Here is a 14,946-nt window from a genome sequence, read left to right as displayed (position 1 = left end):
CTCTTTTTTCTTTGAACAAAGCTGTGTTTTAGAAAAAATTCCTGGTATAATTAGAACGAATGTTCTGTAAAATATTGCTGAGCCTCTGCCGTTTTTTGATTTGGTATAATGGTAATATTGCAGAAAGAATCTCAGGCAAGGAAAAGAGGGTGTAAGATATGAAATTTATCCATACAGCTGATTGGCATTTGGGCAAGCTGGTCCATGGTGTATATATGACCGAAGATCAGCGTCATTTTTTGAATCAATTTATTGATGTGGTAGAGGAAGAAAAGCCGGATGCAGTCGTCATTGCAGGAGACTTATATGACCGGTCCGTACCTCCGACTGATGCTGTAGAATTGCTGAATGAAATTCTTTTTAAAATAAATGTAGAGCTTAATACACCTGTGGTTGCCATTGGAGGAAACCATGACAGTGCAGAGAGGCTGTCATTTGGGAGCTCCTGGTATAAACAAAGCAAGTTCTACTTGTCTGGAAAACTGGCAAATGATTTTAAACCCATACATATTAATGGTGTGAACTTTTATCTGGTTCCATATGCTGAACCTGGAATGGTCAGGCATTTGCTTGATGATGACCGTGTACACTCCCATGATGATGCAATGAAGGCAATTGTAGGCAGAGTTGAAAAGTACCTGAACCCAAATGAACCGAACGTTCTTGTCGGACATGCTTTTGTCCTGGGCGGTGCTACCAGTGATTCTGAGAGGACCCTTTCAGTCGGCGGATCAGGCTGTGTCCATTCAAGCTGCTTTGATCCTTTCTCTTATACAGCACTTGGGCATTTGCATAGTCCTGATGCCATAAAGCATGACAAGATCCGGTATTCTGGCTCCCTATTAAAATATTCTTTTTCAGAAGCCAAACAGGAAAAATCGATTTCTATTATAGAAATGAAGGAAAATGGCGAATTTGATTTGCGTACCCGTTCACTGAAGCCCCAAAAAGACTTGAGAGAAATCGAAGGGCATTTAGATGAATTGATGGATCCAGCATTCTATGAAAAACAGAATCTTGATGACTATCTGAAAATCACCCTTTTTGATGAAGGCGCATTGCTTGATCCAATTAATAAGCTGAGACAGGTCTACCCCAATGTTCTTCACCTGGAAAGAAGAATAGCCGTTACAGATATGAAGAAAAAAAGCTCCTTCCTATCGATGAAGGAAGAGAAAAAGTCGGAGCTTGACCTGTTTAAACAATTCTATGAACAAATGACCACTTCTGAATTTACAGATGATAAACAGCAGGTAATGACCGATGTGATCGAAAAAGTGCTTAGGGAGGAGGCCCTTAAATGAAGCCATTAAAATTAACGATGCAGGCGTTCGGCCCCTATGCAGACAGTGAAAGCATTGATTTTACCGAACTTGGAAATCGGACCATGTTTGTCATCTCCGGAAAGACTGGTTCAGGCAAAACCACAATTTTTGACGGCATCAGCTATGCCATTTATGGAAAGGCAAGCGGAGAGGATCGGAATGGCCCCGAACTTCGGAGCCAGTTTGCCAAAAATAATACACTAACCGAGGTTTCCCTCGAATTCATTTTAAGAAATAAAAGGTATCACATTTCAAGATCTCCTCAGCAGGAAAAGAAGAAAGAGCGGGGCGATGGCACAACAACTGTGAGTGCAAAAGCAGAACTGTATATATATGATGAAAATGGAGCACAGAAGCTCCTGGCTTCAAATGTCAGGGATGTTGATGAAAAGATAAAAGAAATTATGATCATTGACAGCAATCAGTTCAGGCAAATTCTGATGATTCCCCAGGGAGAGTTCCGAAAGCTCCTGACTTCTGAAAGCAGGGATAAGGAAGTCATTCTTCAGCGGCTATTTCATACTCAAATATACAAGCGCATCGAAGAAAAACTTAAAGAAGATGCAACTGAATTAAAAAGAACGGTAGAAGAACAGATTAAATTGCGAGATCAGTATTTTAATCATGTGCAGCCTGTATACAGCGGGGAGCTGAAATCTTACCTCGAAGCAGGAAATGTTAATGACACCCTGCTCCTGCCGCTTCTTGCAGAGGAAATTAAGGAGATGGCAGAAGGTCTTGCTGAGCTGACAGAAGCAGGCAGAAAAAAGAAGGAACAGAGAGATCATTTTCAGCAAAAACTGTATGAAGCTGAAATGGTGCTTAAACAGCTGAAGACGAAAGAAGAACTTAAGAAAAGGAAAGAAGAACTGGAAGAGCTGAAGGGCAAATATACTGGCAAGGAGATTGCCATTGCCCTTGCCCAGAAAGCTGCCCTGCTTAGTCAGCAGGAGCAGCTCTGTCATGAACTCAAGAAAGATCTGGATGCAGCACACGCCGATTTTGAGGGAGTTCAGAAAAATATAGGCACTCTTGAATCTCTCCTAAAAGAAAAGCAAGATAAATGGGAGTCTGAAAAGAACCGCGAGGAAGAAAGAAAACAAGCTGCCGAACAGGTTAATCACCTGCAAAGTATGAAAGAGGATATTCTCTCTTATGCAAAAGTGGAAAAGCTTGTCCGTTCTCTTGAAAAAAATCTTGAAAACCTCAGGCTTCAAAAAAGACAGAAAGATGAAGCCATTCAAAAAGCTGATCTGCAAATAAAAACACTTGCTGAAGAAAAGCAGGATATTGAAAAGAGCAGGCTTGCACAAATTGAGAATGAACGAAACCTGGAGAAACTGACAGATGAAATAGAACGGCTTCATAGATATGAAGAGCTTCATAATGAGCATCAATTATCACTGAATGCTTTCAGCAAGAAAAAAAGTTATTTTGAGCAGACTTCATCAAGGCTGACTGATGCCAAACTGCTTGTAGAGGAACTGGAAGGCAAATGGCTTCATGGACAGGCGTCAATTTTGGCTGACAGGCTCCAAAACGGAGAAGCATGTCCAGTCTGCGGCTCAGATCACCATCCAAATCCGGCTGTCTCTCCTCAAGATATTCCTGATGAAAAAGATCTGAAGGAAGCAAAAAAACAGGCAGCTGAAATGGAAACAGAGAAAGCGAAAGCAGAGTCTGCATTTTATGAAGCCCGATCTCATATGAATTCCAGCGAAAGTGGATTAGCGGAACTAACAGCCCAAATACAGAAGCACCGTTTTGATTTTAAACCTGAAAGTTTGCTTGTGCTGAAGAATACACTTGCCGATCAAAAAAAGGATTTGCTGACACTTGATGCAGCACTGAAAAAGAAATCTTCAAGACTGGTAAACTGTACTGTAGAGTTAGAAAATTCACAGGAGCTGAAAGAATCTCTGGCTGCAGAAATTGACCTGCTGCAAGGCCAAATAAATGACGCTGCCATTATGCATGCGGAAAAGAAAAGCAACTTAGCGAGGATGACGGACACAATTCCTGAAAACCTGCGGTCTATTGAGGCTTTCCAGTCAAGCTTGGAAACTGCGGCTGAAAAACTTGAAACTATGCAAAGACAGCTGGAAACTTCCCAGCAGGATTATCAAGATGCAAAGTCGGTTCATATGGCAGAACAGGCAAAACTTGAGACACTTCAAAAGCAGGCTGTTAAAATTGAGCAAAAGCTTGCAGCCGAAAGGCAGAATTTTGTGGAGCGGATGAAGGACCAGGGCTTTGAAGTATACGGAGAATATCGGGATGCCAAAAAATCAGAAGATCAAATCAGGCAGCTTGAAGTTGAAGTAAGGGAATATCGGGAAGAAGTCCGTTCTGTCCATGATCGATACGCTGAACTGCAGCAGCTCTTGGAAGGGATTGAAAAACCTGACCTGGAAACCTTGCAGCTACTATTGCAAGAAACAGATGATCAATTGAAACAGCTGCAGGATCAATATACAAATCTGTTTATGAAGAAAAAGCAAAATGAAGAGACTATGCAAAAAATCAAAGAAATAAATAAAAATATGAAGACCCTTGAGGAAAGGTATAAAGTAATCGGACACTTATATGAAATTTCCAAAGGGCAGAACACTTATCGAATTACTTTTGAACGTTTTGTCCTGGCGGCATTTTTAGATGATATACTGAGGGAAGCCAACGGACGTTTATCGAAAATGACCAGCGGGAGATATATGCTGCTTCGAAAAACAGACCGTTCAAAGGGCAACGTACAAAGCGGCCTGGAATTGCTTGTGTTTGATCAATACACTGGACAGGAAAGGCATGTTAAAACTTTATCCGGCGGGGAAAGCTTTAAAGCCGCGCTTGCACTTGCTCTTGGTCTGGCAGACGTGGTGCAGCAATATGCAGGAGGCGTCTCTCTTGAGACGATGTTCATTGATGAAGGATTTGGGACACTTGATCCCGAATCATTGGATCAGGCCATAGAAGCATTGATCGAAATTCAAAGCAGCGGAAGGCTTGTAGGCATCATCTCTCATGTTCCTGAGCTGAAGGAAAGAATTGATGCGCGTCTGGAAGTAACTGCAAGCCAGGCAGGAAGCCGCACACAGTTTCAATTTTTAAATTAGGATTCAGAGGAAAAAGGATAGACCTTCTATCCTTCTTCCCATACTATTAAAGTTGGTGATGACTGTTGAGGAAGAAAGTCGTTTTATCATGGAGCGGAGGCAAAGACAGCTGTCTGGCTCTGGATGTGCTGGTAAAACAGGGGTACGAGGTTGCATGCCTTCTGACAACGGTTCCGCAGGAAATTGGCAGAACCTTCGGGCATGGTGAAAAAAAGGAATTAATCCAGCTTCAGGCTAAAAGCTTATCCATACCTGCGGAGTTTATTTATTGTACCTTTGAAGATTACTCGGAGCATTTTGTGAGTGATTTAAGAAAAATAAAAGATACGTATGGGATTACAGGAATTGCATATGGGGATCTATACTTGGATGGACACCGTGAATGGGGAGAGAAAACAGCAGCTGAAGCAGGATTGGATGCGGTATATCCTCTATGGATGGAGGAGAAAGATAGTCTTAAGGCTTTAATAGCCTTTGTGGAATCAGGCTATAAAGCCAAAGTCATACGGGTTCGGGAAGAAGTATTGGACAATTCCTGGCTGGGCAAAGAACTTGATTATGACTTTGTAAGCAAAATTCAAGATGAGCACGTATGTCCGATGGGTGAATCAGGTGAATATCATACATTTGTTTATGACGGTCCGCTATTTTCTAATAGGATACAGCTGGACTCTCCTGAAGTGATTCAGCTTGAGACCACAAAAAAATTGGAATTTGGCGAGTTTAGGCTCGCTGTAAAATAATAATAAACGTCAATGACGGGAATGTGCAGGTAATGAAATGATTGAAATTAAGACATCAGAAGTAAGTGATGGCGAACATAACAGAGGAGTCTTTGCTACTCGTGATATCAAGAAGGGTGAACTGATTCATGAGGCTCCGGTTCTGCCTTATCCAAACAATGAGCATCAGCATATTGAAAAAACGGCTCTGGCAGACTATGCATTTGAATACGGGAAAAATCACAGTGCCCTTTTATTAGGCTATGGGATGCTTTTCAACCATTCCTATCAGCCAAATGCAGTATATGATATTAACTTTGACAACCATACGTTTGATTTTTTCGCCTACAAAGATATTAAAGCAGGTGAAGAGGTTTTGATTAATTATAATGGGGAAGCTGATAATGATGATCCCCTTTGGTTTAATAAATAATTTTACTGGAGTCCAGCTCTTTCCTGGCCGGGGAGTTATAGTCTCCAGGCCAGAAGGGAGGGTATAGTTTGGCTCATTTTTTTTCTCACGATTATCAAGCTTTCCCTTTCAGTACCTTTACCCTGTCCCATATTGCCATGATTGCATTATCTGCTGGAGTTGCGGTGTTTTTATACATATTCAGAAAAACTATAAAGGGGCATGACCGGAAACTCAGGATGATTATGTTTCTCTTGCTTCTTGTATTGGAGCTCCTCTATCATTTCTGGCTTTATCTTGGAGGCTATTGGGAAATTTCCTTCACTTTGCCGCTTCAGCTTTGTTCCATCAGCTTACTTCTTTGCTTGGTATTATTAGCAACGAAATCTAAGGCCGTCTTCCAAATTGTCTATTACATAGGCGTCACGGGTGCATTAATGGCCATTCTGACTCCTGAGCTGTTTTTAGGCTTTCCTCATTTCCGATATTTTCAATTTTTTATCACTCATAATCTAATCGTCTGGACTTGTCTTTATTTCGTGTTTGTTCATCAATTCAGGCCAACAGGAAAGGGTCTAATCGAATCTTTTATCTTCTTAAATCTCTGCGCAGCTGCGGCAGTTCTTGCAAATAAGCTAACAGGAGGGAACTATATGTTCCTGTCCCGTAAGCCGGAGAATAATTCATTGTTAGATTACTTCGGGCCTTATCCTTATTACATAATAACACTGGAAATAGCGGCATTATTCCTGTTTTCATTACTGCTGCTTCCATTTAAAATGATTGGCAAAAAAAAGCTGGAAAGGCGGAATCTGCATGAAACCTGCAAAAATAGGGATTGATGCCGGAGGTTCTTTGCTGAAGATGGCATTTGAAGAACAAGGACAAATCCATTATAAAAGCTATCTGATTGATGAGCTGGATAGTTCTATGAATTGGCTTAAGATGACTGCTGCTGAAGCGCCAATTGTATTGACAGGCGGGAAGGCTGAATACCTTAAAAAAGAGTTTTTTCAAAATGCCCTGATTATTCCTGAATTTGAGTCCTCCGGTATAGGTGCATCCTATTTGCTGAAGCAAGGTGGATTATCCTATGAGAATTTCATCTTTAGTATTATAGGCACTGGGACATCGATTTGCCTAAACAGCGGCGGGAAATTCTCAAGGGTTTCCGGAAGTGGCATCGGCGGGGGCACGTTGATGGGACTGGGAAGATTGCTGACTGATGAAAAGGATTTCACCAGGCTCGTTTCGCTGGCTGGCAGCGGGAAAGCAGAGAATGCAGATATAATGGTCAAGGATATTTATTCACCGTTCGATCCCCAGATAGATGGAAGCCTGACTGCCAGTAATTTTGGGAAGATTAAGGATGATCAAGTAAGCCAGGAGGACAAAGCTGCGAGCTTAACTAACATGATCGCTGAAACGATTGTACTCTTAAGCTCTCAGGCAGCAGTTCATCATCAAATTGACGATATAATTTATATAGGAAGCACGCTTCGGAATAATGCCCCTTTAAAGCAGCTTATAAAGAAGTATACCGTCATGGTTGGCCAAAACCCTGTCTTTATTCAAGACGGGGCTTATTGTGGAGCATTAGGTGCGCTGCTGTCCTGATAAAACCAGATGATTGAAAGATTTTTTTCGGGATACAGTTGAAAAAGAATGCAAAAGAAGCAGGTGGCAGATTTGATGAAAAGATATTTTACAATCGGTATGGCAGGCCATATCGATCATGGAAAAACGACATTGACAAAGGCATTAACAAATGTAGATACAGATAGGCTTAAAGAAGAAAAAGAAAGGCAGATATCCATAGAACTCGGATTTGCCCCTTTACATGAAGATGAGGAAATTCAAATATCAGTTGTGGACGTGCCTGGCCATGAACGCTTTATCAGGCAGATGATTGCCGGAGTTGCCGGGATAGACTTAGTCATCCTGGCTGTCGCAGCTGATGAAGGAGTAATGCCGCAAACAAGAGAGCACCTGGAAATTCTCGATTTCCTCGGAATCCGAAATGGCATTGTCGCCATAACAAAAATTGATCGTGTCGATGAAGAGTTTACTGATCTTGTAAAAGAAGAAATTCTTGAGGAGCTTAAAGGAACTGTCTTTGAAGATGTTCCATTTATTTTAACAGATAGCCTTTCAGGAAAAGGGATTGAAGAGTTAAAGCAGCTGATTATCCATATCCTGAAAGAACAGGATACACGTGATGCAAAAGGTGCATTCCGTCTGCCCATTGATCAGGTATTTACGGTGAAAGGGCAGGGTACTGTAGTCAGAGGCACTGTTTATGAAGGTAAGGTAGAAGAAGGACAGCTTCTGAAAATCATGCCAAATGGCATCGAGACCAGGGCACGCCAGCTGCAGGTGCATCATCAGCCTGCAAAAGCGGCATTTGCAGGACAAAGGGCAGCGATTAACCTTTCGGGTGTTTCGAAGGAGGATATAGAGCGGGGGGAAGTCCTCGTATCGTCTGAGCATTTCAGCGTCACGAAAACCATTGATGTAGCTGTAAGAATGGTAGGGGATTTAGAGCATATCGTCAAACAGAGAATGCCGATTAAATGCCATATTGGTACGGCAGAAGTCATGGGCAAAATCGTCTTTTTTGACCGTAATGAGTTATCCAATGCAGAAGGAGAAATTCTCTGCCAGCTGCGATTAGAAGAGGAAGTGGTCGCAAAAAGGGGAGACCGGTTCATTTTAAGACGGCCAAGTCCCCAGGAGACCATCGGCGGGGGCTGGGTTATCGACCCCAATGGAGAAAAGTACCGGTTTGGCCAAAAAACCATTGAGGATTTAAGCAGGAAAAAAGAAGGGACACCGAAAGATCGCATAAAAGCGGCGTTGTCCGAAGATAAGGTCCTTTCGCTTTCAGAGATAACAGCAAAGACTTCACTGGATGAATTGACTGTTCAAGAAATACTTAAAGAAGAAGATTTCCTGGACATCAGCAGCAAGGAGTTCACTATAGTAGTCATACAAGAGGCAATAGAAGAAGAAATAGCTGACCGCCTGAATGAGTTCCATCTGGAAAACCCAATGAGGCAAGGGGCCAATAAAGCAGAATTGCTGCAGGCAATGCAGAAAAAATATCCTAAAATCCTGATTGAATTTGTATTAAATTCAGGAATTGAAAAAAATGCATTCCAACGAAAAGGACAGTTTTTGCAGAATAAAGGCTTTCATCCTCATGTACCGAAAAGCTGGCAAAAACGCACTGACAATCTTATTGCTGAATTAAAAAAAGATGGCTATAAAGTAAAGCCATTTGATGAATATTATGCTTCTGCAGGAATCCCTGAGAATCTCAAAGGTGATTTAAAACGTTATTTAGAAGATCAGGAAATGGTCGTGCCGCTTGATGCTCAATACTATTGGCATGGAGATTATTTTAGAGAAGCAGCAGAAAAACTGAAGAAGGGTACTGCTTCAGATTTTGAAGTAGGCGATGCGAAAGAAGTATTGGGTCTATCCAGAAAGTATATGATTCCTTTTCTGGAAAAGCTTGATTCTTTGGGAAAAACACGCAGAGCAGAAAATAAAAGAATATGGATTTGAAGAAGTGTGCTTTCCAATAGATCAGCCAGAATGGCTGATCTATTTTTTGGGGGAAAAAGAAAATATAATTAAAATATTCAGATAAATAGCGAAAAACTACCCGATGAAGCTAGTATAATTCCTTAATTATCCAATTAAAATGTACTGAATTTACTAGAAATAAACCACTAAAGGAAATTATATAAAACCACAGATAATTTTACCATTTTAACCATTATTTTTAGATAGGATTTTACTAGATTAATTACTAATATTAGGATGTCAAAGAAATTTAAGGAGTGTACAACTTGAAGAAACTACTTACAATGGCTGCGACAGCTGGTTTTTTGATTACACCGTTCAATGGAGAAGCAAGTGCTCATGAAAATAAATATATTGTTCAGACTGGTGACACATTATGGGAAATCTCTCGCTCTAATAATCTTTCAGTAGAAGAGTTAAAGAAATGGAATAGTATATCCGGATCGACAATATATAAAGGACAAGCTATGACTTTGCTGGCACCGCATAGACATGACACTGCATCAGGGGGGGCTAATAGCAGTGCAGTCAGCTACACAGTGAAATCTGGCGATACTTTATGGGGAATTGCAAGAACAAACGGCGTTTCCGTCAGTTCTTTAAAGAGTCTTAACGGAATCAGCGGTGATATGATTTATCCAGGCCAAAAGCTAAAAGTGAAAGGTTCTGTTCAAAGTGCTGCACCCTCTGCTCCTATAAGCACTGGAACTTATACCATCCAAAGAGGGGATACTCTTTCCGGGATTGCATCTCGCCATAACTTATCGGTTTCACAACTAAAGGCAATGAACAGTCTATCTTCTGACTTAATTTATGCTGGCCAAACTCTGAAGATATCCGGTTCGGCAACAAGCAAGCCGGCAGAATCACAGGTTGCAGCCCAATCGACGTCAAAGGTGAATGAACTCATTTCTGAGGCAAAGAAATACATCGGTTCACCTTATGAATGGGCAGGCAGCACACCTGCTGGATTTGACTGCAGCGGCTACCTGAACTATGTATATAGTAATGTGGGAATCTCTATTCCTCGTACAGTAGCATCCATTTGGGATGCCACAAAACATGTTGCATCACCAAAAGTTGGAGATTTGGTTTTCTTTGAAACTTACAAGTCCGGACCATCCCATGCGGGAATCTATCTTGGCAATTACAAGTTTATTCATGCTGGATCGTCACGCGGAGTTGAAATTAGCGACATGAATAATTCATATTGGAAGCCTCGTTATTTAGGGGCTAAAACAACTTTCTAATAACCTGCTCTTAAAAATACTCAACGCCTTTAATTCGGCGTTGAGTATTTTTGTTAATCTCTTCGATCATTGAAAGTCTTTGACAGTGCTTCTTTTGCATCTCCCCACTTTTCCTGGGCCTGTCCTTTTACTTTATCCATATTTCCTTCAGCTTCTTTGGATTCATTATTGGTCAATTTGCCGTATTGTTTTTTTAGTTCGCCTTTTAATTGATCTGCATTGCCATTTGTCTGATCTCTATTCATGAGTATCTCCTCCTCTATTACTGTTTGATTATTGTTTACCCAAATTCTATTATTCAAAACTTCCCAAGTAATTGTTCCTGGCAGCAGCTGCACATATTTATTATTTGCAGTAAGGACTATACTAATAATCGATGACAATTTATGAAAGGTGAAGTTTTTACGAAGTCTTGTTACAATAAGACACAGCAATCTGTGGAACCCACAAAGAAAGGATAAAAAACCTTGCTTTTTAGACAACTAAGAAAATTTCTTGTTTTTTTATTAGTCCTTGCAGCTTCCGGACTTTTAATCTATCAATATATTCATTTTGTAGAAGAAACTGACTTACCAGATGTGCCTCCGCCAACAGCCCTTCACCCTGTGGTTGCAGATAAGAAAGAGGAGCTGATTGCCGAGGCTGCTGAAAAGGGTATTAATGTAGTCATCACCCAGGATTTCAGAAGCATTGAAGAACAGGATGCTTTATATGAAAAAGGCCGTACTGCTGAGGGAAACATTGTTACACATGCAAAAGGGGGGGAGTCCTACCATAATTTTGGCCTGGCAATTGATTTCGCACTTATGTCCGTAGATGGCCAGGTGATCTGGGATATGAAATATGATGGCAATGGCAACAGCAGGGCAGATTGGATGGAGGTCGTTGAGATTGCAAAGGACCTAGGTTTTGAATGGGGAGGGGATTGGACAGAATTCAAGGACTATCCTCATCTTCAAATGGATTTCGGTCTTTCTATCTGGGAGCTGCAGAGAGGGAAGAGGCCGCCTGAAGCCGAATGATAATAAAAGAAACTGCACTCATAGGAAAGGGTGCAGTTTCTTTTTTTGCTAAATGATCATCTCGGACTGTACATAGTGATACAGCAGTTTGGCCGTATTCTCAATTGAATCCTCATGTGTACGCTCAAAGGCATGTGATGAATCAATTCCAGGGCCAATTAAGCCGTGTACGATATCATGGCCGGAACGGATGGCTGCTGATGCATCAGAACCGTAAAATGGGTAAATATCCAGTTTGTACTCGATTCCATTTTCCTCGGCAAGCTGCACGAGACGCTTTCTTAATTCGTAGTGATAAGGGCCGCTCGCATCCTTCACACAAATGGATACCGTATATTCATCAGTGGATTGGCCATCACCCATCGCCCCCATATCCACAGCCAGATATTCGGCCGTTTCCGGTGTGATATTGGAATTGCCGCCATAGCCGATTTCTTCATTATTTGAGATGAGGAAATGGGTTGTGTACGGCAGCTCAGTGTTATCGGCTTTCAGCTGTTTAATCAGCTGAAGAAGGATCGCGACACTTGCCTTATCGTCAAGGTGGCGTGATTTAATGAAGCCTGCAGGTGTCGTCTGCACACGCGGATCAAAGGATACGAAGTCTCCGACCCCGATTCCCAGCTCACGGACATCGTCAGCACTTTTTACTTTTTCATCAAGGCGGATTTCCATGTTTTCCTGGTTTCTTTCAGCTTTCCCGGCATCTTTATAGACATGAACAGAAGTCTGATGCATCAAAATAGTGCCGGTGAATTTATTGCCTGATGATGTTTCAATTTCACAATACTCGCCTTCAATCGAGTTGTATTTAAATCCGCCGATCAAATCAATTTTCAGCCGTCCGCTTGGCTTGATTTCCTTAACAATCGCGCCAAGGGTATCAACGTGCGCAGTCAGCATTCTGTGATTGTTTTCGTCTTTTCCAGGAAGGGTTGCAATAACCCCTCCTTTCCGGTTGCGCTTCGTTTCCACATTAAGCTCACTCAAAAACTTTTCTACATATGTAATTACTTCATTTGTATTTCCGGAAGGACTTGGAATTGAAACAATCTCTTTTAATAAGCTGATAGTTTCTTTTGTATTCGGGTATGCCATTCAAAAGCTCCTCTCAAATTATTCTCGCGCAATTCTTATTATACTGTTATTTCTTGGGATAAGCATGCTCTATAAATAAAAAAACTGCCAGAACGGCAGTCCATATATTTAAATCTCTTCGGATAGCAGGCTTTTCCTTGTTCTTAATCGGTAAAACCTTCTGAAGTCTTTTACAAGAACCTTTATGACAGAATAAATAGGTATAGCAATCAGGATTCCGATAAAACCATAAATCGATCCTGCAGCCATTAAGATAATAATGACTGTAAGCGGGTGGAGGTTAAGTCGTTTACCCATCACATGTGGAGAGACGAGATTGCTTTCAAGAAGCTGAACTGAAATCAGTACCAATATGATTTTTAATACCATTCCCGGTCCCTGCAATAACCCGATGAATACAGCAGGAATGATCCCGAGCACAGGACCTAGAAAAGGAACCACAGTAAGGAACATCGCAAACACAGCTAATATCAGTGCATAATCCAATCCAATAATCTTATACCCGGCATACATTAACACGCCATCGACGACTGCCACAATAAACTGGCCGGTTACATAGGAAAATAAGGTCTTGTCTATATCCCCCAAAATCCGATGGCCTTCTTCCTCGTGTTTGTCGGGAAGGTATTTTAAGAGAAAAGGCCTGAGCTTATGGTCATCCTTGAGGAAGTAGAAAAGGATAAAAGGTACAACAACAATGACAGTGACAATGCTTGTAATGGTAGAAAAAACTTTCATTACGTTTTCTCCTGCCCCTGATAAAAGTGTTTCCAGGAAGTTCAGTACTTTATTTTTGACACGATCATAGGAGAACATGCCCATATTATTTTCTTCAACAACTTTCTCCGTTTCATCCGATAAGTCCTCCATTTTAGCAGGCAGGCTTTCGCTGATTTCAGCTATCTGGCTGCCAATTGTAGAGCCGAGGAGCTTAAATCCTAAATACCCTAAACCCAGTACCACTGCAAAAATAAGCAGAATGCTGGCTGTTTTGGGCATAGCCTTTGAAACCAGCCTGACTAGAGGTCTTAAAATATAGTAAAGAATGCCGGCAATTAAGACGGGGAAGAAAATAGTTGCAATCAGGGCACGGATCGGCCATAAGAAATAATCAATTTTCCCAAGGAGAAAAATGATGATTAACACGAATATGGTCCCTGCTGCATATTTAAAAAATGGTTTATTGATCCACATGCATATACCCCAACCCTTATATATGTATTTACTACTCACTGTTCCTTTTTTTAAACAGTATTAAACACCGGTTTAAGAATCCATGTAAGAGGAATAGTTAAGAATGAACTATTTAACAGGTGAGGGAACTGAGGATGCAATTTTTTAAAAATGTAACCATGCAGGAAATACTGCTGTTTTTATTGTTTGCAGGAGTGATACTGGCTGCCAAATGGGCAGTTAACTTACTGGTGAAAAAGAGAAGGGGCAAGTCGGTTCAGAATGACCGAATCATGCAGGGAGTTTCTTCACTTGTGAACTGGGCTGCTTTTTATGGAATTATCATTCTTTTCCTTTTCTATTTTTCAAGGGAGAAATGGCTTTTTTATACCTTGTTCACAGCAGGGGAGGTAGATGTAACCCTATATTTAATAATTGTAGCGTTTTTGACAGTCTCGCTCGCAAATAGGATCGTAAAAATATTCACCAAATATGTATTAACATCTGTTTATGAATTCTATGGAGTTGACCGCGGGCTCGGCTATTCATTCAACAGAATGATCTATTATACCGTCATGATTGCAGCGCTCGCCATCAGTCTGACAACGGTTGGGCTTGATTTAACAGCAGCTGCTGCCGTACTGGGTGTCCTCGGTATTGGGATAGGGTTCGGCATGCGTAATATTGCCGGTAACTTTATTTCAGGCATTATCATCCTTTTTGAACGGCCGATTGAAATTGGGGAAGTGATTGAGATAAACAGCAAAATCGGTAAAATAGAAAGCATCCGTCTCAGATCCACAATCGTCCGCACAGCTAAAGAGGGAACCCTGATTGTGCCAAACCAATACTTTATCGAACAGATCATTAAAAACCGGACAGGCTCAGAAATGCTTGCCCAAGTTCAAATCAGCGTAGTGTACGGAACTGATACTGAAAAAGTTGAAAAGCTTCTGAGAGACGCAGTGGACATGGTTATCCCCAAAACAGAAGGGGTTTTAACCGCACCTGCACCTGATATCCGTTTTGTGGATTTTCGCAGCAAAGCCATGGACTTTCTGATAGAGGTCCCTGTTGCAAACTTTGAAGCCAAGCAGAAATTTGAAAGCCGGCTAAGGCATGTCATTGCAGAGAATTTTTATCAGAACGGAATTGAACTTGCCTCAGCACAGCAGCTGCCCGGTGAATGACGGTACAGGTTAAATAGAGAAAGAGCGAAACCACCAGCTGCTATGGGCTGGTG

At 41.4% G+C, this 14,946-nt stretch carries 13 protein-coding genes; 10 read left to right on the top strand and 3 right to left on the bottom strand.

Annotation, left to right across the window (positions count from 1 at the left end; all coding sequences use genetic code 11):
• Positions 1-158 precede the first annotated feature (158 nt).
• The 8 genes from NYE23_RS10400 to NYE23_RS10365 all read left to right on the top strand — a co-directional run bounded on the left by NYE23_RS10400 (position 159) and on the right by NYE23_RS10365 (position 10,410).
• Positions 159-1,304 (top strand): exonuclease SbcCD subunit D, encoded by a 1,146-nt coding sequence (locus NYE23_RS10400; RefSeq protein ID WP_341077641.1) that lies wholly within the window; start codon positions 159-161, stop codon positions 1,302-1,304.
• Positions 1,301-4,435 (top strand): SMC family ATPase, encoded by a 3,135-nt coding sequence (locus tag NYE23_RS10395; protein WP_341077638.1) that lies wholly within the window; start codon positions 1,301-1,303, stop codon positions 4,433-4,435. Before NYE23_RS10400 ends, NYE23_RS10395 begins: the two co-directional genes overlap by 4 nt.
• 65 nt (positions 4,436-4,500) lie before the next feature.
• Positions 4,501-5,178, top strand: a complete 678-nt coding sequence (locus tag NYE23_RS10390; protein ID WP_341077636.1) for a Dph6-related ATP pyrophosphatase — start codon at positions 4,501-4,503, stop codon at positions 5,176-5,178.
• Positions 5,179-5,215: 37 nt separating this feature from the next.
• On the top strand, positions 5,216-5,590 hold the full coding sequence (locus NYE23_RS10385) for an SET domain-containing protein (protein ID WP_341077634.1): 375 nt from the start codon (positions 5,216-5,218) through the stop codon (positions 5,588-5,590).
• Between the two features lie 68 nt (positions 5,591-5,658).
• Positions 5,659-6,411, top strand: a complete 753-nt coding sequence (locus tag NYE23_RS10380) for a YwaF family protein (protein WP_341077633.1) — start codon at positions 5,659-5,661, stop codon at positions 6,409-6,411.
• Positions 6,386-7,186, top strand: coding sequence for a type II pantothenate kinase (gene coaW / locus NYE23_RS10375; protein WP_341077632.1), 801 nt, complete (start codon positions 6,386-6,388; stop codon positions 7,184-7,186). The genes NYE23_RS10380 and coaW overlap by 26 nt, the downstream gene beginning before the upstream one ends.
• A gap of 75 nt (positions 7,187-7,261) precedes the next feature.
• A complete protein-coding gene (selB, locus tag NYE23_RS10370; RefSeq protein ID WP_341077631.1) occupies positions 7,262-9,139 on the top strand; it encodes a selenocysteine-specific translation elongation factor in 1,878 nt (625 codons plus the stop codon).
• 305 nt (positions 9,140-9,444) lie between these two features.
• Entirely contained in the window at positions 9,445-10,410 is a 966-nt protein-coding gene (locus NYE23_RS10365) for a LysM peptidoglycan-binding domain-containing protein (protein ID WP_445662616.1), read from the top strand.
• Positions 10,411-10,463: 53 nt separating this feature from the next.
• Here NYE23_RS10365 and NYE23_RS10360 read toward each other — a convergent pair whose 3' ends face one another.
• Positions 10,464-10,655: a CsbD family protein gene (locus tag NYE23_RS10360; RefSeq protein WP_035330463.1), complete on the bottom strand. Its 192-nt coding sequence runs from the start codon at positions 10,653-10,655 to the stop codon at positions 10,464-10,466.
• A 222-nt stretch (positions 10,656-10,877) separates the two neighbouring features.
• Between NYE23_RS10360 and NYE23_RS10355 the strand changes: the two genes are divergently transcribed.
• A complete protein-coding gene (locus NYE23_RS10355) occupies positions 10,878-11,432 on the top strand; it encodes a M15 family metallopeptidase (protein ID WP_341077629.1) in 555 nt (184 codons plus the stop codon).
• A gap of 48 nt (positions 11,433-11,480) precedes the next feature.
• Here NYE23_RS10355 and NYE23_RS10350 read toward each other — a convergent pair whose 3' ends face one another.
• A complete protein-coding gene (locus tag NYE23_RS10350; protein WP_341077627.1) occupies positions 11,481-12,530 on the bottom strand; it encodes a M42 family metallopeptidase in 1,050 nt (349 codons plus the stop codon).
• 108 nt (positions 12,531-12,638) lie between these two features.
• Positions 12,639-13,724, bottom strand: coding sequence for an AI-2E family transporter (locus tag NYE23_RS10345; protein WP_341077626.1), 1,086 nt, complete (start codon positions 13,722-13,724; stop codon positions 12,639-12,641).
• 134 nt (positions 13,725-13,858) lie between these two features.
• Between NYE23_RS10345 and NYE23_RS10340 the strand changes: the two genes are divergently transcribed.
• A complete protein-coding gene (locus tag NYE23_RS10340) occupies positions 13,859-14,893 on the top strand; it encodes a mechanosensitive ion channel family protein (RefSeq protein ID WP_341077625.1) in 1,035 nt (344 codons plus the stop codon).
• Positions 14,894-14,946 lie beyond the last annotated feature (53 nt).

Source organism: Cytobacillus sp. FSL H8-0458, assembly GCF_038002165.1.
In the GTDB taxonomy this organism is placed as follows: Bacteria; Bacillota; Bacilli; order Bacillales; family Cytobacillaceae; genus Cytobacillus.
Note: the sequence above shows the minus strand (reverse complement) of the source record. Positions and strands in the feature narration are given on the sequence as shown.